Genomic DNA, 22,423 nt, shown 5'->3' with positions numbered 1-22,423 from the left:
TTCGAGCGAGCTCGAAAAACTCCCCTAAAAAATCCGTGACATCCGCCGGAGGCTTTATTAGAGAGGAATTGAACTGCCTTCCTCCCTAATAAACCTCCCTACTCCAAAATCGTTGCTGGGCAATCGCACCCACAAACTCCTGATCAAAATCAGGATTATCAGTCGCAAACACTATCCCCGGTCCCGCCTTCGCATTCGACGCTTCAAAAAACGGCAAACCTGTTGTCGCAAATCCAATCGGCTTGAAATGCTTGAACGCCTCATCAATAAAGTACTCGATATTATAATTAAACTTCGCTTGATTCGACGCTGTTCCCCCCACAACATACAACGCATCAAACAACACAGGGTCCGTCGTCAAAAACGTGGCATTCGTCATTACTTTGAGTCCATCTGTACCTCGCAAAACTCCTAGCTTTTCACCAACAATATCAACGGTGACCCCATAGTTTCGAAACGTTCTCACAGCCGCCTTCACTTCAGCTCCGTTGAAATCATTACCAATTAATACACCAACCCTCAATGTTTGTGGAAGCCGTATCGTATTGGCCTGACTTAACGCCGGTGATGACGCCGTGACCCTCGACTGTTCACCAGTTGGCGGATTTACGCCAACGCCTTCTGCAATCAGCGTAGCCATCTCCCGATCCACATGTGAAAACATATCGACCACTTGTTGACGAACACTCCTACTATTCACATGACCCACTTCGAAGATAAAAGCATCAATAATATGCTGCTTCTCCCAAAGCGACATACTATTCCAGAAAAGCCTTGCCTGCGAAAAGAAATCCTTAAACGACTCACTCCGCGCCTGAATAACACGGCCCTCTACCTTTTCCGCATAATGAACGAAACCGCCCTCTTGCGCAGTAGAAGTCGACGGTGTATTATCCGCCAGTGAATTTTTATGATAGCTGATTTGCCCAACATTAATCGTTTGCCGACTATACCCATTGCGCTGATTGTTATGAAATGGACAAACAGGGCGGTTAATTGGAATCTCCGTGAAATTCGGTCCGCCAAGTCGAATGAGCTGCGTATCCAAATAAGAGAACAATCTCCCCTGTAGCAACGGATCATTCGTAAAATCAATGCCCGGCACTACATTCCCCGGATGAAAAGCTACTTGCTCTGTCTCTGCAAAAACATTATCTACATTGCGATTCAGCGTCATCTTACCAAATATTTGAACAGGGACAATCTCTTCTGGCCATAGTTTCGTTGCATCCAAAATATCAAAATCAAACATGAATTCATCTTCCTCATTAATCATCTGGACGCCCAACTCATACTCCGGAAAATTGCCATGTTCAATGGATTCCCATAAATCCCGGCGTTGGTAGTCAGGATCCTTGCCCGAGATTTTTTGCGCTTCATCCCACACAAGAGAATGGACACCAAGCAAAGGCTTCCAGTGAAACTTCACAAATCTAGAGACCCCTTGTGCATTGACGAAACGAAAAGTATGGACACCGAACCCTTCCATCATGCGGAAATTTTTCGCAATCGCCCTGTCAGACATTTGCCACATAACCATATTAGCTGATTCCTGATTATTTGCCACGAAATCCCAAAACGTATCATGCGCAGAGGAAGCCTGCGGAATTTCATTATGCGGCTCAGGCTTAATCGCATGAATCAAATCTGGAAACTTTAGCCCATCTTGGATGAAAAACACCGGGATATTATTCCCCACAAGATCATAATTTCCTTGCTCTGTATAAAACTTCACCGCGAACCCTTTGACATCTCGTACAGTATCGGCCGAACCCGAGCTTCCTACCACATTGGAGAACCTCGTAAATACCGGCGTAATCGTTCCAGGCTCCTGTAAAAATCCCGCTGCTGTAAATTCCTTCATAGACTTATACAATTCAAATTCCCCGTGTGCCGCGTAGCCTCTCGCATGGACAACTCTTTCTGGAATCCGTTCATGGTCAAAATGCGTCACCTTTTCCCGGAAATGAAAATCCTCCATTAACGTCGGACCGCGAACCCCCGCTTTTAACGACTCCTCATCATTCGAAACCTTCAAAGCCTGATTGGTTGTCATCTTCGTACCGAAGTTATCCACGCGATACTGTTCCAATTGCCGATCCTTACTGTTTCCAGCGACAATCTGTCGGGTATTTTCTGATGATTTGTCCACGCAATCCCCTTCCACTTTGCCTATCTATCAATGCATCATTACTATATGCATTTCATCCAACCGCTGGCACAACAAAAGGGTAGCTCCCTAATGGGCTACCCTTACCGCTCACTGCTTATTAAGCTTTAGCTGTTTCAGTTACTTCAACAACCCAGTCAAATGGATCTGCTATTTTACCATATTGAATACCTGTTAACTCGTTATATAATTTCTCCGATAAACTACCGATATCACCGTTATTGACGACTAGTTTTTCATCACGCCAATTGAGTTCACCAATCGGAGACACAACAGCCGCTGTTCCCGTTCCGAAAGCTTCTTCCAATGTACCTGCTCGATGCGCCTCATAAATTTCTTCAACTGATATTTTACGTTCGACGACAGGAATATTCCAATGCTTCAATAATTGGATGATGGACTTTCGTGTAATCCCTTCTAAAATACTGCCATTCAGGATTGGTGTAATGACTTCGCCGTTAATCTTAAAGAAGGCATTCATACTGCCCACCTCTTCGATGTATTTCCGTTCCACACCATCCAACCAAAGTACTTGTGAATAACCTTTGCGATCAGCAATTTCCTGCGCTCGTAAACCAGCAGCATAGTTGCCAGCCGTTTTTGCCATCCCTGTTCCGCCTGCAACCGCACGCACATAATCATCTTCAACCAAAATTTTAACCGGGTGGATGCCTTCTTTATAATACGATCCAACTGGGGATAGAATAATGATGAATTGATATTTTCTTGCAGGTGCCACACCTAAATACGGTTCAGTTGCAATCATGTATGGACGTATGTATAGTGATGTACCCTCAGCTGTCGGAATCCATTCTTTATCGATCACCAACAGTTCTTCCAGTGCTTCGATTGCACTTTGTTCCGTAAATTGCGGCATACATAAGCGATCACATGATTGATTCATACGGCGCATATTTTCCACTGGACGGAACAAAAGCACTTTGCCATCCTCACCAATATAAGCTTTCATACCTTCAAAGACAGATTGACCGTAGTGAAAAACAGTAGCCGCAGGATCTAATGCAATCGGTGCGTAAGGAACAATTCGATGTCCCCCCCACCCTTGCCCCTCTGTATAATCCGCAATAAACATATGATCTGTAAATACTCTTCCAAATTCCAATTGATCGGATAATGGTTTTTGTTTTTTCGTTTCCGTTAATGTAATATTGATTTTGTGTTTCCCCATGATGTTGCATCTCCCTTTTCCTATTTTTATTCCGATCAATTGGTACTTAAAAAGGAATACCAAGATAAGCACAATTAGATGGCTTAAATGATATTCCCTCCTAATTGCGATTTGCGGAATTCATTTTCTAATAATATAGATTATATCAACATATTGAACAATATGCTATCCTATCCTTAAATTTATTTTAACTTGAACCAGCAGAAGTTCCTGCTGGTTAAGGAGGAATCTTTATGCAGCAGCATTATTTCATTGGAATTAACATTCCATCCACTTTCAAAGATCCGATTGAAATGTTTAAACAGAAATACCAACTGGAGACAACTTATAAAATAATCCCACATCTGGAGGATTTACATGTGACTTTGCTCTATTTAGGCGCTGTCCCAAGCGAGCTGCTGCCACTGCTCAAAACGGAGCTTTTGAAGATTGCTGCTCGTCATTCGACATTTTCCATGCACGCAGATGGTCTGTCTTATTTCGGCAGCTCTGCTGGACCACGCGTAGTCTATTTATCAATAGGGGAATCAAAAGCATTATCTTCATTACAAAGAGAGATTGAACACACCATTGCCAAGCAATTGGACCGGCCCATTTCAGAACGCTTCATTCCCCATGTGACAATCGCTAAAAAACGCAAGACGACAGATGAGCTTGCTATTCAAAAGGAGAAGATCCCGCCAATTGAAGTGTCAGTCGAGTCATTTTCACTTTTTGCTGTGCATCCGGATCAGTCTCCAAAGTATGAAGCGATTGAAACGTTTGAACTCAGTTAACAAGTTAAGCAAGACACAATTCCGCCTTAAACCTATATTTAAAACACTCATTTATCCACTAATTAATGGCTTCCTCAATTATCAAAATGGTAAACTAATAGTAACAAATCCTCTACTACTAAAGGAGCGAATTTCCATGACGAATATTTCAAAAGAAATGGCAACAGAAGCGATTTTACTAGCAAAAAGGGATAAAGGATTAACGTTTGATGCGATTGCAGCAACTGTTGGGCGCCACCCAGTTTGGACAGCCTCCGCAATTATGGGACAAGCAACGATGAGTGCTGAAGAAGCCGATAAATTAGTAAACTTATTAGAATTAGATGCATCCATTTCAACTTCACTGCAACAAATACCATTAAAAGGTTCATTGGATGAAAGTGTTCCAGTCGACCCGTTGCTCTATCGCTTCCATGAAATTTTGCAAGTGTACGGTACAACTATTAAAGGTGTCATTCACGAAAAATTTGGCGATGGTATTATGAGCGCCATCGACTTTACAATGGATATCGATAAAAAAGAAGACCCTGCAGGCGATCGTGTCGTTGTTACATTGAACGGTAAGTTCTTACCTTATAAAAAATGGTGAGTAGCTTCACAACCTAAAAAAGCAAAGCCATTTCAGTTCAACCTGAAATGGCTTTGCTTTTTTATTTACAACACCTTACTCAAAAATGCCCTCGTCCGCTCATTTTTCGGCGCATTGAACACCTGATCAGGTGTCCCATCTTCAACTAAATAACCACCGTCCATGAATAACACGCGGTCACCCATCTCTTTGGCAAAGCCCATTTCATGCGTCACAACAACCATTGTCATGCCTTCATGCGCCAACTGCTTCATTACATCTAACACTTCATTCACCATCTCCGGATCAAGTGCCGATGTTGGCTCGTCAAACAGCATTATCTTTGGCTGCATGGCCAATGCCCTAGCAATCGCAACCCGCTGCATTTGGCCGCCTGATAATTGCTCGGGATAGACATTCGCTTTATCCGCAAGTCCAACCTTCTCCAACAATTGATGCGCCAGCTTCTCAGCATCCGCAGCAGCCATTTTCCTAATTTTTTTCGGAGCAATCGTGATATTATCAATGACGCGCATATGGGGAAACAGGTTAAACTGCTGAAATACCATTCCTACTTCTTTACGAATAGCATTAATATCCGTTTTGGGATCATTGACCTTCACACCATCAATAAAAACTTCCCCGGCCGTAATATCTTCCAGCAAATTAATGCATCGTAAAAAAGTACTTTTTCCTGAACCACTTGGTCCAATGACACAAATAATTTCCTTTTCCTTCACTTCATAATCAATGCCCTTTAACACTTCCAACTTACCAAATGATTTCACTAACCCTTGGACCTTAATCATATATTCACCTTCCTACTTTAAGAACGCCGTGATGAGAATAAGTTCTTTCTTTTTGTGGGAACATAGCTATTACTAAAACGTTTCTCCACATATGAAATTAGCTTTCCTAAAATAAAGGTTAAGCATAGGTAAAGAATCGCAGCCATAAGATATGGCTCCCAAAATCTCTGGGCAGCTCCTGCTACAACTTTACCCGCATATAATATATCATTTACAGCGATAACCGTCACTAGTGATGAATCTTTCATGAGGGCAATTAACTCATTACCCAGTGGTGGAACCATTCGGCGAAAAGCTTGCGGTAAAATAATACTTTTCATCGCTATCTGTTTTGTCATTCCAAGCGACCTTGCAGCCTCCGTTTGACCTTTTTCAATCGACTGAATACCAGCACGGATAATTTCTGCATTATAAGCGGCACTATTTAACACCAGTGCAACTGCCCCCGACACAATAGGACCCAGTGAATGGCCAAAAATCCCTGGAATGATAGCCGAATGAATTAATAAAATCTGCACTAACAATGGTGTCCCACGGAAAAAGTCCACATAGTATTTACAAGGGTAGTAAATCCATTTTCTTTTGGACAACTTCCCCATCCCTATGAACAAACCTAAGACGATTCCCCCAAGATAGCCAATAATGGTAAGCGCTACTGTAACACCAATTCCACGCAGAAACAGTACGCGATAATTCCAAATCATTTCCCACATATCCCAGCGTATATCTAAGAAATCCAAATCCATCACTCCCCTATCATAGCTTGATGTAGAGAGCTACTTACTCTAAATCAAAGCCAGTGATTTCTTTCAATTTCCCGTTGTCTTTAATGATTTGAATGCCTTCATTTAACAAATCAACAATTTCAGTGTTCCCTTTTTTGACCATTAAGCCATAATACTCTTTTTCGAAACTTGCATCTTCAATTGTTTTCACTTGCACTTTCGGATTGTTGGCTTTGTAGTCGATAATAACGGCATTATCCCCAACGGCAGCATCCGCGTTGCCGTTAATCATTTCAGTAATCGCCAATGGCATTGTTTCCGCTGCTACAATTTTAGAACTCGTATCCCCTAGTAGCCCTCTTGTGACAATATGGCCTGTTGTATTAATTTGAACAGCTACACGCTTATCCTTCAAATCTTCAAAACTTTCTACTGAAGAATCTTCTGGAGCTAGAATGAGTTGGTTTGCGCTAAAATATGGATCTGAGAAGTCATACGTTTTCTGACGGTCTTCCGTAATCGTAATGGAAGAAACAGCAAAGTCTACTTCTCCATTATCTACTGCTGGAAATAGTGGCTCCCATCCTACGTTTTTAAACTCTACTTCGAAGCCAGCCGCTTCTGCAATCGCTTTCACAATATCAATGTCAATCCCGACAATATTGCCTTTCTCGTCCATTGATTCCATCGGTGCATAAGTAGCATCAGTTCCAACAGTCAGCTTGCGAACACCTTCAACATCTCCTCCTCCATCCGATGAAGAACCTGAATTCTTTGTTCCACACCCAAACAATGCAACACTTAAACTAACTAAAAGAACTCCGAATAACAAGAAACGCCCTGTCTTCTTCACAATAATTCCCCCTCGCATAATGTTATTACGATGTCTCTTTGATTAATTAAAATTATCTGAATATTACAGATAGTTATTCATTATTATATACGAGTAGAACGACCTATTCAATAGAAAATTAGATTGCAAAAAGCTGGCTGCATTATGCGAGGCCGCTGAAAAACTTACGTTTTTAAATCCCATAAGTGAGCTTAAATTTAAAAAGACGCTATTTCGTTCGAAATTGAACGAAATAACGTCTTTTCCTTTCGTATTCCTTACTCTGATTCCTTCATTAGCGTCCTAATCCGTTTGAGGTTGACCGCAAATATAGCCATCGCTCCTTGTATCTGCATACCAAATAGACCCGCGGATGTGGCTACATCATACCCGTGTCTATGTTTCAATTCACTATTCTTCGCTTCAATTTTATAGCGAGACTTTGCCTTCTCTTTAAATTTTTCGCTGTTTTGGAACGCTTCTTGATCTTTATGTTCAGTCGATTTAATCGTAACAGAATAGGTTTTACTTTTCGCGCCATCCCTATAACAACCTTCGCGAAGCGGACAAGTTTTACATTTATTGATATCAAAATAATAGGTTTGACTTTGATTTTTCCCTACATTCTTCTTTCCTATACGCGCTTTCCGAATCGCCATATGACCAGCTTTACACACATACATTCCTGCATCTTTATTAAACTCAAATTCATCTTCTTTTGCGCGTGCACCATGCGTGATTTGGGGATTTAATTTCGATACGAGTTCAAGCTCATTTTTCTTCGCATAACGAATATTATCTTTTTCAGAGTACGCGGTATCCCCAATCACCGTTTCAATTTCCATACCGGTTTCTTGGCTTTTCTCAATTAACTCTTGTAGATATTTCCCATCACTTTGTTCACCAGTTGTCACAATCGCAGCCGTAATCAGTCGTTCGTCACTTATCGCAATATGCGTTTTATAGCCAAAGAAAGAGGAATCTTCTGTTTTATGACCAACACGCGCATCTGGATCCGCCGAATACTCAAGCTGTTCCGTGTAGTCTTCTACAACTTCCTTCAATACATTTAACTTCTCTCTGACCGCTGGAATATTGATAAGATGGGCTTCTTTTTCAATCACTACAATGACTTCTTTACAATAAGCCAATTCATCTTTCACTTCGTTAGAAATTGGTTTAGCTGGGAATTTCTCTTTCATAGATTCATCGATTTTATAGACGGCTTTACGTACATTTTTCGAATTGACCGTCAAAAACTCTTTCGGTGACAGTTGATTATAACGTGATTTAGTATGTGTAGCGTCCACGATGATGGTTTTACTAGTGATTAATTTCTTGTCCAATGCGATTTCTACCGTCTTTTGAATCAGCAAATCTAATAAGCCTACATCCTGAAGACGAAGTCTGCGGAACTTCGTTAAGGAACTAGGGTCAATCACCGGATCTTCTGGTGCCATATCAAGAAAATATTTAAACGACATATCGTATTTAGAACGTTCTACGACATCAATATCAGATAGGTCAAAGATTGATTTAAGCAATAAATATTTGAACATCCGAATCGGCGACACTGCATTGCGGCCGTTATCGAGACAATATTTATTTTTTAATTCATCGTATACGAAAGAAAAGTCAACAAGGTCATTGATTTGACGGAGCTGATTATCTTTGGGCACTACGATATCGTAAATCGCCATATATGGGCTGAGGTTTAACGTTTCTTGGTTTGAAATCATCGGGACACCGCCTAGAATTAGTCTCTTCATTATACAACAATAAAACGAGCCATTCCTCGATTAGATCGTGGAATGGCTCGCTTTCGTTGTCTTCATTACTTTTTAGTAACTTAGTAAAATGCGTAAGCAGAACCAGCGAGGGCGCCTTACAGCGGTAGCCGAAGCCATAAGACTGGCAGCGGTTTTCTGCTTGGCTTATGGCGGGAGGCATCCGCAAGCGCCGAAGCGGTTTCAATGGAAACTTTCAGTCACAATTTTAATTGAGGACTTTTTCAGCGGCCTCCATTATGCAACCAGCTTTTCATCGACATTATAGTTCTTGGGGTGATTGATCTGTGAACCGAAAGTAGAATAAGTAAATAATCATGACGAAGGAGGTCGTTAAAAAGCCCCAACCAAGTATGATTTGCTCAATCAGTAAATAGTTATTACATAATTGAATAGGTGCCATAATATACAGCATGCCCATCCCTAAAAAAAGCACAGTAAAGCTAATAAAAAAGATTTTTTTAAGCAACAGGCTGATTTTTTTCCAACTATCACGTAACGGGATACCCGCTAAAAATGGTAGACTGATGAACTTAAATAACTCGACATTCTGTACAGTCAATGCCTCATCCATTGTTCGTGGCATCATCCAATATAGCCAAATAATTGAGAACAACACGATTCCAGGCACGCCATTGCCATTCCATTTATCAAAGAAACCGGGGAACTTTTGCTGAAAAAACTTCGCCATTAAAAATCCCGTGACGACTAACAAAGGCATTTGCATGTGCATATGGATAATCATAATCGATTCCATCACATTTGCGACAGGCGGAAGAACTAAAAAAATATAGAAAACTAATCCATACATAAACTGTTTCATAATCTACACACCCGCTTCTTCATCGAGAATGCTGATGACTGTATTTGCTGCTTCTTCAATCTTCTTATAATCCAAAACCTCCACTAAAGTCCCCTGTCTATCTACTACATAAAACGCTGAATTATGCGCGAAATTTCCATACTCATCTGGAATAACGATGACGCCAAACTCATCCAGTAAAAAATCCAGCTCCGCCTGGTTTTCAATTCTCGCCATTCTCCATAGTTCCCCATCACTGTTCGTAAAGATATTTTTGTAAGCATCCAATCTTTCCGGGTCATCCCGTTCAGGATCAAAACTAATACTTAAAAATTGGATATCTTTCCCCATATACTTTTCTGGGATTAACTCATATACCTGATCCATGTTCATTTCCATATCAATACAAACCGTTGTGCACATTGAATAAATAAATGTAATGAAAACATATTTCCCTTTAAATTCATCAATTGAATAAGTTCGCCCTTCACTATCCTCAAATGTAACATCAGGAAATTGTGGTTTTTCCTCCACTAACTTGTTCACTCGCGCCGTTTCCGCAGTAAACGCACTGAATTGATCTGTTCCTACATAAAATAAGACAAAGCCAAAAACTAGAACGAGGATTGTTGCTAATGCATTATATCGCTTGTTGTTCATAATCAATCACTTCCTCGGGGTTTAATAAACGAAAAGAGATAACCTTTGATACAGGCTATCTCTCCGTTTAGTCCGTTACCAAGTTTTAATTGGCGGCGAACCTGGTGGTGCATTTACAATTAAGTCTACTAACGGAACGACATAGCCCATAGATACGACTAACAGCATAATGATAATCCATAGTCCCCAACGATCTGTCCAAAGTGGTGTTTTTGTTTCGTTTTCCTCTGGCTCAGCAATTGGGAATTCTGTTACGCCTTTTGGTGCTAGGAACATCATATTGAAGACCGCATATACTTGGAGCACAACACCGATGATGAGTAGTGTTCCACCGACAGCGAGTAGGATCATATATGGATCCCAACCAAGTGCCGTTGCGTTATCACCGTATGTTGTATAAGATGTACGACGTGGTGAGCCTAGTAGGCCAACCCAGTGCATAGAACCGGACATGAACAGCATACCTGCCGTCCAAATAATCGTTTGGATAACCCCTAATTTATTCATCGCCGGTGTTAGCACCCGTTTGGATAAGTAAGGGACTAGCCAATAACTAATTCCGAAGAATGTGAGAATAACGGATGTACCTACTGTTAAGTGGAAGTGTCCAACTACCCATAATGTATTGTGAACAACTTGGTTCAATTGGTTCGTCGTTTGCGCAATACCACCCGCTCCTGCTGGGATGAAAGCAATCATCGCGATCATCGGTGCTAGGAAGCGAACATCTCCCCACGGCAATTTTTTATACCAACCAAGTAGTCCTTTACCACCTTTTCTTCTACCTGTGCGTTCAAATACTGAGAACATCGCGAACGCAGTCATAAGAGATGGTAAACCGATTGATAAACTCATAAAGACGTGTAAGAATTTCAATGTTTCTGCCATTCCTGGGTCCACAATTTGGTGGTGGAATCCACCCGGGATGTTTGTGATGACTAAGAGAATGACGACGACACGTGTTAACGTATCACTAAAGCGTCTACCGCCAATTATTTTCGGTACAATGACATACCAAGCAGATACAGCTGTTAGATACCAAATATTAACTAGCGTATGGCCGAAAGCCCAAAACAGTGTGCGGCTGACCATGACATTGATGGTTTCAAGTAAGCCAGCTGACCAGAAAATCAGCATAACAACTTCAATTGTGACACCGATACTACCAAAGAATAATAGTACAAATACACCTGTTGCGAAGAATGCCAGAATTGGAATACTTTGTCCTGGATTCTGCTTTCTCCAAGTCGCTACGTTAATAAATGCTCCAAATGCACATACCCAGACACCCAATACAATGAAAGCTAATCCAATATAGAAGAATGGTGAAGCTGCCATTGGTGGGTAAAATGTATAGAGCACTGTTGCTTTATTCAGCAGAATCGGAATAACTGCGATGACGAACCCTACAATTTTCATCCAAAAGCCGATCCAGCCCATCGTCCTCACTTTCGGTAGAAGTCCGCCTAGCGTATGGGAAAGCCCCGCATAAAAGTAACCGATTGTGAAAAACGCTGTTAATACAAGAACGAGTAGCACTCCGTGTGCCGTTAGCACTTGATAATAGGTAAACCATGATGGTAATTGGATAAGACCTGCGCGTTCCAGACCTTGTGCCAACCCTAAAAATCCACCTATTAATAATGCTATAAATGCTACAAACATATATGATTTCGATAACTTCGCATCCTGCGTGTTAACGCCCAATATCTTATTCGTTTTTTGTTTCAGAGACTGTGCTGTTGCCATTTTTATCCCTCCTTTATTTCACCGTAATTGTTGTACTCATCATCTGGTGACCAATTCCGCAGTACTCATTACATAACACTAAATATTCACCAGGCTTATCAAATTTCTGTGTAATTTTTTGAATGTATCCTGGCATAACCATCGCATTCAAGTTGGTGCCCACTACTTGGAATCCGTGAACAACATCTTTTGAAGTCATTGTAAATGTTACATTTGCACCCGCAGGTACTTCGATATTGCTTGGTGTAAAGCCAAATGTTTGTAACGTCATAATGACTTCATACTCATTGTCGCCCCGATCGTAAACACCTGGGTTATCAAATGGTGCGGTTTGGTCAACCTTTTGTGGATCCAGTGTTTCTTTATGACTCGGTGGTCCCATGCCTAGTGCGAATGTTTGATATCCCGTGATTAACATGAAGATAACCAACATGCCGCCACTTATGATGAGCCATAATTCTTCATAACGGTGCATTTTCATGTCTTTTCCCTCCCTATACTCTTCCCATGTATAATACGAATAGCAAAACCCACATTGCGAGAATAACTGCCCCTACAACACCTACGGAAAATACTGTTCCCTTTAGTGAATGTTCTTGTTCATGCTTTTCCTTATCTTCGATGTTCACTTTTTGAGCTCCCATCCAACTTCACCTCCTGTGTTTTTCCTTATCTCCACTCTAGTTGATAAATTTTCTCACTGTTGTGATTAAAATCACAGCCTACATAAATCTCATAAGAGGCTCATATTCCCGTCACTAGTCAAACATGTTTCCACAAATCACGAAACCATCTTAAAGCCTATAGGTACCGTATTTTACAGCGTTTTCGAAGTTGAAATTCCAAGAGATTTCTTAGTCTATTGAAATAGTGACAACTTATCGAACATAACCATTTTCCGACTAAATCTCTTATCTCCATTCTCAATTAGAAAAAGCTATCTCCATTTGATTTGCATATGAATGCAAATCAAATGGAGATAGCTTTTAAACTTAAACCAATAGGAAGCTGTGTTTGCCTCCCTTCGAAATTACATCGATAGTTCCTCTTGTACCTTTTCAGGATAAATAAAGTAACTGCCTTCCACTAACTTAATCCCTTGTTCTTTTCTCAAATGTGAAATCATACGATTGACGGACTCCCTCGTCGTTCCAATCATATTAGCAAGGTCTGAATTTGTAAATTTTGTATTTAGTTTAATCCAACCATCAACCTGCTCCTCTTTATGCGTCTCACTTAGACGTAAAAGAAGCAATAGGATTCTTTCATTCGTACTACGTAGCGCCATTTCCTCAAGCCGTTGCTGAACATCTACAATCTGGTCGCCCAATACACTGAATAATTTAATCGCCAAATGTGGATTCGCCATTAGCACCTCTTCAAAATCTTGAATCGAAATAAAATAAAGCTCTGTATCCTCAATGACTTGCGCATGTGCAGGATAATCGCCTTTACGGAAAAAACCAACATGCGGAAACATATCCCCAGGCTGCTTGACACAAACAATTTGTTCTTTCCCCGCGATATCATTTCTGAACACTTTCACTTTCCCAGCACCGACGAAATACACATGAGTAATTGGATTATCATGCATGAAGACCATGCTTTTATCGTCAAATTTCTTCTTTTTTATGATTTCCAGGAACGGCTCAACTTCTTTATCGCATAAGTCTTTAAAAATTCTAAACTTTCTAATCGTCTCTTTTAACTGTTCCAAAGAAATACACTCCTTAGAAATACTTAATGTATATTACATATACATCTTATCACACAGCACGTTCATTTATGTACTGACATCTTTCTATTTTATGAAATTTGAAGTTATATTCTGATGTTGGAATGAAACATCGCTTTCAACGTGCCGCAGTCGAAGTTTAGTAAGTCGAAAGTCCTTAAATGACGATAACTCTGTTGAATTGATTGATAACTATTGGCAAATGATTGATAACTACTTTGAATTGATTGATAACTGGCGATAATTGATCAATAACTCCTTCAAAGCGATCGATATTCCACCCCAACTATAATCACGTCAAGTTATCAGACTCTTGTAGTAAAATAAAAGGCATAATGTTACAATATTTTAATGGAGGCGATGTTAATTGATTATGAAGGAAAAAACAAGTTCTTTAAAGGCAATCGGACTAGAAGCATTGCTGCGAAGGCTGCCAGAGAATCACCCACGTTATGCGGATATAGGGAATGCACTAAGAAAGAACCGTGCAGGTGACAATGGTGAAAGAATACTAGCAGATATTTTTCAGAAGTATCAATTCCCTTTTGAGCATTACATCTTTCATGATTTGAATCTACAATCCACTGGCAAATTTCAAATTGATACACTTTTTCTCTTTAAACAAGGTGCGGCCATCCTAGAAATGAAAAATATTGCAGGTCGAATCAGTTTCCCCGATGAATATAATCAAATTATGCGAACCTTGGAAAACGGACAAGTTGACTCTTTTGAATGTCCATCAATCCAGCTAGAGTGCAATAAAATGATGTTAGAAGATTGGTTTCATGCACATCAGATATCTATACCCATTTATCAAGCAGTGGTTTTCCCCAGGCCACAGCAGCAATTCGAAAATTCTCGTAAGAACTTGACTCTCCTTTTCCCCCTTGAGATTCCTATTTATCTTCGGAAACTCAGCTCACATCATCCAACTATCGATTTTCTTCAATTGAAAGACATTGCGAAAAAACTTATAATTACCCATCAGGAGTATGATCCATTTCCACTTACGCATAGATATAGCATTCATCCATCTGAATTGCTTACAGGAGTCCACTGTATTCAATGTGGTTTGCATGGAATGCACTCGATTTACAATGGATGGGGTTGCCAACAATGCGGTAATGTTGATCCGCATGCTCATGTCCAAGCTTTAGTAGAATACTTCATGTTGATAGATTACCGTATTTCCAATAAAGAATGTCGGCACTTTCTACAGCTAGATAACCAACAAAAAGCTAAACGGATTTTAGGTCAACTAGAGATTCCTAGCATAGGTGAAAAAAGAGGAAGATTCTATGTGGCGAATCTTAAAGTAATTAGAGATCTGTGGGAACTAGTCGAGTCAAAGGTCCCAAAATGACAATAACTCCGCTGAATTGATCGATAACTCGTTGCAAATGATCGATAAGTTTCCAGTAGTGTTTGTTGAGCAGTCTTTTTAGTGAAATTTTTCAATAAAACCGCTTCAACTTGAAGCGGTTTTATTTATATTTCCAACAACTCTCGAATATCATCATCAGTTAACAATGTGCTCGCCTTATCTTTCGGATCAATGATTTCTTCAATCAAATCTCTTTTCTTGTCCTGCAATTCATTCATTTTATCCTCAATCGTTCCTCGCGCAACTAGTTTGATGACATGGACAACCCGTTTTTGCCCCATGCGGTGGGCACGGTCCGCGGCCTGTTCTTCCACTGCTGGATTCCACCAAAGATCGTACAGGATAACCGTGTCAGCCCCCGTCAAATTGAGACCAGCTCCGCCCGCTTTCAATGAAATCAAAAATAAGTCACGTTCTCCTGCGTTAAATCGATTGCATATGTCCAGTCGATCTTCTGAAGGAGTTTGGCCATCCAAATAGAAAAATGGGGTCCCGTTCACCGCTAACTCCTTACCGATAATGCCAAGCATTTTTGTAAATTGCGAGAAGATCAATACCCTTCTGCCTGCGAGCTTCGATTCCTCAATTAGCTGTTTCAACTGCTCAAACTTTGCCGAACCTCCTTGATAGCCATCCACAAACAATGCGGGGTGACAACAAATTTGTCGCAATCGGGTCAGTCCAGCAAGTATTTGAATTTTATTCTTTTGGAGCGTGTTCTTATCCAAATGCTTTAACGTATCGTGACGTAGCTTTGCCAAATAGGCGGCATAGAGCTCCTTCTGTTCGGGAAGCAACTCTGCTGTCTCCATTGACTCGATTTTTCCTGGCAACTCCGCGAGGACATCTTCTTTCAGCCTCCGTAGTAAAAATGGTCGAATTCGACGGGCTATTGCTTTCGGTGTGAGTTCACTATACTCACGTAACCCCATGAATAGTTCGGGAAATACAACGTGAAAGATGGACCATAGCTCTTCCACTGAATTTTCAACAGGGGTGCCCGTCAGCGCAAAACGATTGTCAGCCTGCAATTTTTTCACTGCACGTGCTGTTTGCGTAAACGGATTTTTGAATGCCTGCGCCTCGTCAAAAAAGATTGTTAGGAAATCTTGTTTCTCAAACCATTGAATATCCTGGCGAATGAGTGGATAGGAGGTAATCACAACATCTGTACCTTCCAGTTCAGTCCGCTGTTTTGTCCTCACCTTTTTTGGCCCATCCATGACAATTGCATTTATATCAGGTGTGAATTTCTGGAATTCACTTAGCCAGTTATACGTTAAAGAAGAAGGACAAACAATTAAAACACGCCGTTTTGTCTCACGAATTTCGGGGAGCACGGACAATATGAATGCAATGCTCTGCAATGTTTTGCCAAGTCCCATATCATCCGCCAGTACACCCCCTAAGTTATGGGATGCCAGGGTTTTCATCCACTGATAGCCCTGTTTTTGATAATCGCGAAGAACCGTTGCCAATTGCCACGGAACTTCAATTCCCGTGCTATCAGGATTCAGGAGATGTTCAAAAAACTGGCGCGCCGATGCTTCTATAGAGAACATTCCATCCTCATCGGCACCCGCAAGGAAGCGGATTCCACGCCCCATCGGAACGGACAAACCTTTTTCCAAGTCATCCAGCCCTTCAGGAACTTCATCCAAAAAACGTTGAATTTCTTCAAATTCCTTTGTTTCTAATGAAAGAAGGGTCCCATCTCGCAAACGATAATATTTCCGCTTTTCCTCCAATGCTTCAAGCACTTCACGTATTTGCTTATCTGGTATACCGTCCAATTCAAATTTGAATTCGAGCCAGTTTGTGCGCTCTTCCGGTGATTTTACACGAATCCGTGGATGAGCATGTCCTCTGAAAATCCGATTCTTAATCGCTGTCGTCGCATATACCTTCACGAGCTTTTGCAATTTCGGAAGGATATGCTGTAGAAATTCATACTCTAGTTCTTCATTATGCAATAAATACCCTTCATCGTATTCCGTAAACGAACTTTCTTTCATGAACGCCAGGATATTTTCTTCTTTTTCTAAGTCACGAACGAGTACCGAACCTGTCGGCAAATCCCCTTCTGTTAAAGGATTAATGACGAGATGCTCATAATGAAATTCTAGGCTTGCAAGCAGGCGATTATTTACCCGATCGATGTACAGCATGGCCTGCAGCGGAGATTTCACCAGTTTGTCCAAAACTGTTTCAGCTAGCTGAACTTCACCAATCCTGCGCAATCCTGGGACAACCTTTTCTATGAAAAAGCCAATTTGTTCATTAGAAATCGGCAGTTGACGGGCTCCTGAGGTTTCGACCATCTGCTTGAGATCCGTGAGACGCTTGCAATCCTCATTGTCCAGTTGAAACAATTGCCCATTGCAGAGGACAGAATGATAATCCTGGAGGATAAGAAGCTGGGCCAATCCGTTAATTTCTAAATAATGACCCTTGCCTTCCAGTCTGTCAAAACGGAATTGTACCGGCAATGTTTCATTTGAAAGAGGCAATCCGGACATGCACTTGCCATCGTGCCCCAACCTTACTAAAGGTGCACTGTTCAAAAACGGCAGTAGGACTTCCCATGATGTAGGCGGGATAAGTAACGTTTGCGGACTAATGGTCTGGTCGATTATGTACACCTTATCCTCCTGGTTCATCCGAATGAGCTGTTGAAGAACAGCATCCGCTTCGCGCAGAAAACAATGGCGGTTCGAATCAAACATAAAAGTTGACGAAAGGGCAGCAGATTTTCTTTCATTTATCTCTCTCAAAAATCTCCGGATATGCTGCACAGGAACTAAGCCGATTTGAATTTCGATGCCAAGCATATGTCCGCCCTTAACGGCGACAGGCATCCACGTGAACAGTAGATCAAGTACTTCCCGGTCTTCAAAGTGAAGCTGATGCCCAGTTGATCGCAGAGGCTTTTCATTGAAAAGGGAAAGTAGTCCGTCAGTTATCGTGGGCTCATCAAATCCAATAATGGCATGCATGACCGCAGCGACATGCTGGCATTTATGCGGATAGAAAGGAAGCGATGGACAACTGCATTCCGTACGAATACCATCTTCCCCATCATCGTCAATCGTGACATAAAAGCTTTCCGTTCCCGCCACAGTCGCTTGGCAATGCGTGCCGGTATACTGTTCAATCGTCACCTTCCCCGAACGATGAAAGGCTTCGCCTCTTTTAAATGAACTGTTTCCGCATATGTCTAGGATTTTTTTGGGGGTGATCAAGACGTCCGACCTCCTTTCTAAGTTTTCATCGCACGACTCCACATGGACGAAATCTGTTCTAGCACCAATTTATTTATATGGCCCAAGGAAAAAGCCTACTTTGAATGTAGGCTTTTCTGATTGGATATTTTATTATATATATTTGCGAGCTTGGTCAACCCTTTGAAATTTAAGCATGTTCATTTTCTTACTATATAGTATACAATCCAAATGATAACATTGCCAATAACTGTTCTATTTCTTGTACCTATAAAAATCCTCTGCATCATTGGCATCTCTACCGTCGCCGCTGTATACTAATACATAACAAGCATGGGCTATTTAACAACGATGTTGCGTTATATTTTCAGTGCTGCTAAAAACTTAACAGAGGAACAAGTAGATAAAATCAAACTGGAAATTGAAACGAATCACCCGAAAGGAAGTGGACTTGCCATGACATTAGCTGAGAAATGGATGGAAGAAGGAAAATCGCGGGGCGTAGCGGAAGGATTAGAGCAGGGATTAGAGCAAGGATTAGTACAAGGGCAACAACTGGCCTTATCCCAAATAGCTGTTCTACAGTTAACAAATAAATTAGGCGCATTGCCAAAAGAAGTCAAAGAAGGACTGACGAATGCCGATTTACCAACGTTACAAGTTTTATTAACGAATGTTTTTACCATTGAGCATGTAGATGAAATACGGAAGTATATTCAATAGTTGGATTGTAAAAGCTTACGTTTAGGCGTAGGCTTTTTATGTTGCTGTCGAAAATAGTAGGAGCTTCACAGGTGAATCTAATAATTTTGTGTTCTTCAAACATAATAAATATTGTCAATTTCAATAAAAGGAATAATCCTATTTCTTCATCTTTATTTTTTTCTCTCTACTGTTTACGAAAACAAGTCGTTTGCACTATGCAGTCGGCTTGTTTTAATCTCTATTTTCCTCTACTATTATAGTTAACAATAGGAAAATATTTCTAACACCATTTTGAATAATCAAGCAAATGGAGGATCTATGAAAAAACTAACACTCTTATTAGTAGGACCCACAATCATGATTTTCATAGGTTTAATCATCTGCAAAAGTGTCCTCATTACTTTTGCACTCTTTTACAGCTGGCTACTATTCGTTCCACTCTTCAGCTCAATTAGGAATAAACAACAAAAATTTAATCTGAAAAACCAATTCAGTCGCCAATCTATTGTAGTTGGCCTAATAAGTGGAGTTATTTCTTTACTAGCCATTTATGGTGCAGTGACAGTACTAAAAGATACTGTATTCGACCTTGCTGCACTGCGTCAGTTATTAATGGATTGGAATTTCACAGGAGATAAAGTCATTTGGCTAGTCCTCGTTCTCATTTTCATCAACCCTTTTTTAGAAGAGCTATACTGGAGAGAATTTATGCACAAGCGCCTTGAAAGTAAAGTTAGTATAGCAAAAACAGTTATCATTACATCATTTTTTTATAGTCTTTATCACTTAGTATCACTCATTTTCATCTTCACATTTCCATTCAATTTCATCGCTGTCATTCCCGTGTTTTTAGCAGGTCTCTTGTGGGGCTATTTCAGATACAAATTAAATTCTATCACGGCTCCAATTGTCAGCCATATCCTTGCTGACTTAGGAATTATGTTGGTGTACTTGAGTTATATTTTGTAGTATAGAAAAGCTAGTATAAGCTTATCAACGCTCATACTAGCTTTTTCTCATAAAATACAATAGTCATTCGCTCATTCATTTTTGTGACTTTCCCCGTCTTGCAATACCCCAGCTTTTCGTACAACCCACACAGTTTTTGTTCTTCTAAAATCGTATCTAGTTCCCAAATCACAGCGTCTTCATACAAGCTCTCAGTTACTTGCATGGTTGCTGATGCAATTCCTTTTCCTTGATGTTCAGGTAGAATGAAAATCGGAGAAACCCGATATCGTCGATTATCTTTTCTGACAATTCGTATCGCACCAACTGTAATCTTGTCGTAGACAATGAGATAATAATCCGTTTGTTTTTGTTGTAAGCGATCTTTCGTCCGTTGCATCGTTTCATTTGCAGGACTCGTGTCAAAGTCATGATACTTATCTAACAATGGCTTAAATGCTTTCAATTGTATTGAATGGATTAATGTTGCATCCTTGAGAGTTGCCTTCTGAATAACTAACCGCTCCAACTAAACACCTCTTCCTATCAATATATAGCTTATTTAGAATTAACTAGGTGGCATTCCTTACTAGTAAAACAAACAAATTTAGCGAAGGTGCGACAAGTGTGAGCCGAAGTAATAAGACCAAGGAGGGATGCAGTTCAATCCCTCCCTAGCGCTCTTCTGATGGCTTATTGCGTAAGGCCTTCTGGGAAGGATAAGTAAAGTGCCAGTCACCCAAACTTAAAAATGAATGGTTAGTTCTTCTGCTAAAAGAGAAAGAAATTCTGGCGTATCAACAATACGATCAATCTCTTCTGTTGTACTATCCCCTTTGCGAATAAAACCGAATAATCGACGTTGATTTGTGCGTATACTTTGAATGTCGACTAATTGGATATTCCCTTTTTTTAGTTCATTTTGCAAAATCAAATCTGTACTTAGAAATGTCATATTATTTCTTGCCGGATTACCAAAATATGGACTACCCATAACATAATCTACTATTCGAGTTTTAATATCCCTAACTTCGATGTCATTTGAACAGATTGTTACTTGAGATAATCTAGTTTTCAGGTAGTGTACTAGTAATACAGCCAAAACCAAAATAGAATTTTCACCAGCGTTCTTCTTTGAATGGTTAACTATCTCAAAGCCATCCTGATAATACGCAGTAATCCAATCATCCGCAATATCCTCTTGCTGCTTTTCTATTAAAGAAAGCTTTTTCTTTAAATATTTAAAAGGAGTCCTTCCTGGCATTGAAGCATGGCAGAATAAATACATGAGTGAAATGTCATGATAATCAATTAACGACAAATAATCCTTCTCTTTCAAGATAAATAAAGGAACCAAAATTGCTTCAATATAGGCTTTTCGCGGCTCTGAATGGATTACTTCATTCGCTACCCATTCTGGGATTAGCACAGCATCATAATAAGAAAAAATATTTCCTGGTGTTAACTCGTTTTTATTTTGTTCGCAAAATTGAAGGTTATTATTATCGATAATACATAGTTTCAATTGACTTTTCCCCTGAAGAAAAGTTAAAAACTCTTGCATCCCATTATTTTGATTTTGCCACATTGGCTATAAATCTTTCAATTTTCTCTAGGTGCTCTTTATACATATTTACTTCAGGGTAATTGTCGCTTTTTTCTTTAATGGCTTTCACCATAATATCCATATCCAAAATTTTACTAGGCTGAATTAATGAAAGATCTAGATTTAATCGATTAAAATAAGACTCCATTTCATCTTGTGAAAAACGCCTATCAAAATGTGTTTGAATTTCTTTTCTTAATGACGTATTTCCTTCAGCAATTGCCGATTCGTACAATTGAATAAGAATAGCCTTGAAAGGTGCTTTAAACATATCAATGCAAAACATAACTTTTTCAATAAAGTCATTAGGCTTGGATAAATTCATAAAATAACGATACAGGTCACTCCCCAAAAGCATTTGTGCTGCAAAATAATCCGCTTTTCGCTCTTTCATATCAAAGTCTAATGTAATGATATGTGAATCTGTACCGTTTTCTAATAAGTGATAAATCTCATGCCAATAAATAAAATACTGATACACTCGCGGCTGCGCAGTATTAATGATAAATAGCTTCTTACCATTTGGTAAGACTTTAATAGCTCCACCGAAATCCTGATCTTCAATCGGAATTTGGATAAAATAATGTTGGCGTAAAATTTGTAATGCTTGTTTTTCAGCTGATTGGATTCGTATCTCTTTAAAAGTTGTATCTACATATACAATCAACCGCTTAATTTCATCTTTAATTTGTTGATTTCGTATGATAATATCGTCCAGGTTTTCTTGTGTAATGCGCAATTTTACTCTCCCTTTCAA

21 protein-coding genes are annotated in these 22,423 nt (G+C 40.0%); 5 read left to right on the top strand and 16 right to left on the bottom strand.

Features of this window, described 5'->3' with window-relative positions; genetic code table 11:
- Positions 1 to 85: 85 nt before the first annotated feature.
- Together N1I80_RS06635 and N1I80_RS06630 are read right to left on the bottom strand one after the other, a co-directional pair.
- Positions 86 to 2,167, bottom strand: a complete 2,082-nt coding sequence (locus N1I80_RS06635) for a catalase (RefSeq protein ID WP_445683638.1) — start codon at positions 2,165 to 2,167, stop codon at positions 86 to 88.
- A gap of 103 nt (positions 2,168 to 2,270) precedes the next feature.
- Complete coding sequence (locus N1I80_RS06630; protein ID WP_340737111.1) at positions 2,271 to 3,359, bottom strand: branched-chain amino acid aminotransferase; 1,089 nt, start codon at positions 3,357 to 3,359, stop codon at positions 2,271 to 2,273.
- A 233-nt stretch (positions 3,360 to 3,592) separates the two neighbouring features.
- Between N1I80_RS06630 and thpR the strand changes: the two genes are divergently transcribed.
- Both thpR and cynS read left to right on the top strand, forming a co-directional pair.
- Entirely contained in the window at positions 3,593 to 4,135 is a 543-nt protein-coding gene (gene thpR / locus N1I80_RS06625) for an RNA 2',3'-cyclic phosphodiesterase (RefSeq protein WP_340737110.1), read from the top strand.
- A gap of 136 nt (positions 4,136 to 4,271) precedes the next feature.
- Complete coding sequence (cynS, locus tag N1I80_RS06620) at positions 4,272 to 4,724, top strand: cyanase (RefSeq protein WP_340737109.1); 453 nt, start codon at positions 4,272 to 4,274, stop codon at positions 4,722 to 4,724.
- Positions 4,725 to 4,789: 65 nt separating this feature from the next.
- Here cynS and N1I80_RS06615 read toward each other — a convergent pair whose 3' ends face one another.
- From N1I80_RS06615 to N1I80_RS06570, 10 genes are all read right to left on the bottom strand, one after another.
- The gene (locus tag N1I80_RS06615; protein WP_340737108.1) at positions 4,790 to 5,512 is read right to left on the bottom strand and encodes an amino acid ABC transporter ATP-binding protein; all 723 of its coding nucleotides are present in this window, start codon (positions 5,510 to 5,512) and stop codon (positions 4,790 to 4,792) included.
- A 17-nt stretch (positions 5,513 to 5,529) separates the two neighbouring features.
- The gene (locus N1I80_RS06610) at positions 5,530 to 6,252 is read right to left on the bottom strand and encodes an amino acid ABC transporter permease (RefSeq protein ID WP_340737107.1); all 723 of its coding nucleotides are present in this window, start codon (positions 6,250 to 6,252) and stop codon (positions 5,530 to 5,532) included.
- 40 nt (positions 6,253 to 6,292) lie between these two features.
- Positions 6,293 to 7,090, bottom strand: coding sequence for a basic amino acid ABC transporter substrate-binding protein (locus N1I80_RS06605; RefSeq protein ID WP_340737106.1), 798 nt, complete (start codon positions 7,088 to 7,090; stop codon positions 6,293 to 6,295).
- A gap of 257 nt (positions 7,091 to 7,347) precedes the next feature.
- On the bottom strand, positions 7,348 to 8,808 hold the full coding sequence (locus tag N1I80_RS06600; protein WP_340737105.1) for an IS1182 family transposase: 1,461 nt from the start codon (positions 8,806 to 8,808) through the stop codon (positions 7,348 to 7,350).
- Positions 8,809 to 9,118: 310 nt separating this feature from the next.
- Positions 9,119 to 9,679, bottom strand: a complete 561-nt coding sequence (locus N1I80_RS06595; RefSeq protein ID WP_340737104.1) for a hypothetical protein — start codon at positions 9,677 to 9,679, stop codon at positions 9,119 to 9,121.
- A gap of 3 nt (positions 9,680 to 9,682) precedes the next feature.
- Positions 9,683 to 10,318 carry an SCO family protein gene (locus tag N1I80_RS06590; RefSeq protein ID WP_340737103.1) on the bottom strand — a complete coding sequence of 212 codons (636 nt, stop codon included), beginning with the start codon at positions 10,316 to 10,318 and terminating at the stop codon, positions 9,683 to 9,685.
- A gap of 75 nt (positions 10,319 to 10,393) precedes the next feature.
- Entirely contained in the window at positions 10,394 to 12,067 is a 1,674-nt protein-coding gene (locus N1I80_RS06585) for a cbb3-type cytochrome c oxidase subunit I (protein WP_340737102.1), read from the bottom strand.
- Between the two features lie 13 nt (positions 12,068 to 12,080).
- Positions 12,081 to 12,548, bottom strand: coding sequence for a cytochrome c oxidase subunit II (locus N1I80_RS06580; RefSeq protein WP_340737101.1), 468 nt, complete (start codon positions 12,546 to 12,548; stop codon positions 12,081 to 12,083).
- A 13-nt stretch (positions 12,549 to 12,561) separates the two neighbouring features.
- Positions 12,562 to 12,711 (bottom strand): cytochrome C oxidase subunit II, encoded by a 150-nt coding sequence (locus N1I80_RS06575; RefSeq protein WP_340737100.1) that lies wholly within the window; start codon positions 12,709 to 12,711, stop codon positions 12,562 to 12,564.
- Between the two features lie 386 nt (positions 12,712 to 13,097).
- The gene (locus N1I80_RS06570; RefSeq protein WP_340737099.1) at positions 13,098 to 13,784 is read right to left on the bottom strand and encodes a Crp/Fnr family transcriptional regulator; all 687 of its coding nucleotides are present in this window, start codon (positions 13,782 to 13,784) and stop codon (positions 13,098 to 13,100) included.
- Positions 13,785 to 14,175: 391 nt separating this feature from the next.
- On the opposite strand from N1I80_RS06570, the gene N1I80_RS06565 reads away from it, so the two are divergent.
- A complete protein-coding gene (locus N1I80_RS06565; RefSeq protein WP_340739982.1) occupies positions 14,176 to 15,165 on the top strand; it encodes a nuclease-related domain-containing protein in 990 nt (329 codons plus the stop codon).
- Positions 15,166 to 15,290: 125 nt separating this feature from the next.
- On the opposite strand, the gene N1I80_RS06560 is transcribed toward N1I80_RS06565, so the two are convergent.
- On the bottom strand, positions 15,291 to 18,425 hold the full coding sequence (locus N1I80_RS06560) for a DEAD/DEAH box helicase (RefSeq protein ID WP_340739981.1): 3,135 nt from the start codon (positions 18,423 to 18,425) through the stop codon (positions 15,291 to 15,293).
- A gap of 333 nt (positions 18,426 to 18,758) precedes the next feature.
- Here N1I80_RS06560 and N1I80_RS06555 point away from each other — a divergent pair, with 333 nt between their 5' ends.
- On the top strand, positions 18,759 to 19,130 hold the full coding sequence (locus N1I80_RS06555) for a hypothetical protein (RefSeq protein ID WP_340737098.1): 372 nt from the start codon (positions 18,759 to 18,761) through the stop codon (positions 19,128 to 19,130).
- A gap of 300 nt (positions 19,131 to 19,430) precedes the next feature.
- Entirely contained in the window at positions 19,431 to 20,081 is a 651-nt protein-coding gene (locus tag N1I80_RS06550) for a CPBP family intramembrane glutamic endopeptidase (protein WP_340737097.1), read from the top strand.
- Between the two features lie 31 nt (positions 20,082 to 20,112).
- Here N1I80_RS06550 and N1I80_RS06545 read toward each other — a convergent pair whose 3' ends face one another.
- The 3 genes from N1I80_RS06545 to N1I80_RS06535 form a co-directional block, all read right to left on the bottom strand.
- Entirely contained in the window at positions 20,113 to 20,589 is a 477-nt protein-coding gene (locus tag N1I80_RS06545; protein ID WP_340737096.1) for a GNAT family N-acetyltransferase, read from the bottom strand.
- A gap of 216 nt (positions 20,590 to 20,805) precedes the next feature.
- Entirely contained in the window at positions 20,806 to 21,648 is an 843-nt protein-coding gene (locus N1I80_RS06540) for a hypothetical protein (RefSeq protein ID WP_340737095.1), read from the bottom strand.
- Positions 21,629 to 22,405 carry an ImmA/IrrE family metallo-endopeptidase gene (locus N1I80_RS06535; RefSeq protein WP_340737094.1) on the bottom strand — a complete coding sequence of 259 codons (777 nt, stop codon included), beginning with the start codon at positions 22,403 to 22,405 and terminating at the stop codon, positions 21,629 to 21,631. The genes N1I80_RS06540 and N1I80_RS06535 overlap by 20 nt, the downstream gene beginning before the upstream one ends.
- Positions 22,406 to 22,423 lie beyond the last annotated feature (18 nt).

Origin of the sequence: Sporosarcina sp. FSL K6-3457 (assembly GCF_038007285.1) — a bacterium.
Classification (GTDB): Bacteria; Bacillota; Bacilli; order Bacillales_A; family Planococcaceae; genus Sporosarcina.
Note: the sequence above shows the minus strand (reverse complement) of the source record. Positions and strands in the feature narration are given on the sequence as shown.

Bases quoted from the DNA above. Each gene is read 5' to 3' on its own strand.
- N1I80_RS06555 (WP_340737098.1), top strand. From the start codon at position 18,759: ATGTTGCGTTATATTTTCAGTGCTGCTAAAAACTTAACAGAGGAACAA.
- N1I80_RS06580 (WP_340737101.1), bottom strand. From the start codon at position 12,548: ATGAAAATGCACCGTTATGAAGAATTATGGCTCATCATAAGTGGCGGC.
- thpR (WP_340737110.1), top strand. From the start codon at position 3,593: ATGCAGCAGCATTATTTCATTGGAATTAACATTCCATCCACTTTCAAA.
- N1I80_RS06565 (WP_340739982.1), top strand. From the start codon at position 14,176: ATGAAGGAAAAAACAAGTTCTTTAAAGGCAATCGGACTAGAAGCATTG.
- N1I80_RS06595 (WP_340737104.1), bottom strand. From the start codon at position 9,679: ATGAAACAGTTTATGTATGGATTAGTTTTCTATATTTTTTTAGTTCTT.
- N1I80_RS06615 (WP_340737108.1), bottom strand. From the start codon at position 5,512: ATGATTAAGGTCCAAGGGTTAGTGAAATCATTTGGTAAGTTGGAAGTG.
- N1I80_RS06590 (WP_340737103.1), bottom strand. From the start codon at position 10,318: ATGAACAACAAGCGATATAATGCATTAGCAACAATCCTCGTTCTAGTT.
- N1I80_RS06600 (WP_340737105.1), bottom strand. From the start codon at position 8,808: ATGATTTCAAACCAAGAAACGTTAAACCTCAGCCCATATATGGCGATT.
- N1I80_RS06585 (WP_340737102.1), bottom strand. From the start codon at position 12,067: ATGGCAACAGCACAGTCTCTGAAACAAAAAACGAATAAGATATTGGGC.
- N1I80_RS06550 (WP_340737097.1), top strand. From the start codon at position 19,431: ATGAAAAAACTAACACTCTTATTAGTAGGACCCACAATCATGATTTTC.
- N1I80_RS06575 (WP_340737100.1), bottom strand. From the start codon at position 12,711: ATGGGAGCTCAAAAAGTGAACATCGAAGATAAGGAAAAGCATGAACAA.
- N1I80_RS06630 (WP_340737111.1), bottom strand. From the start codon at position 3,359: ATGGGGAAACACAAAATCAATATTACATTAACGGAAACGAAAAAACAA.
- cynS (WP_340737109.1), top strand. From the start codon at position 4,272: ATGACGAATATTTCAAAAGAAATGGCAACAGAAGCGATTTTACTAGCA.
- N1I80_RS06540 (WP_340737095.1), bottom strand. From the start codon at position 21,648: ATGTGGCAAAATCAAAATAATGGGATGCAAGAGTTTTTAACTTTTCTT.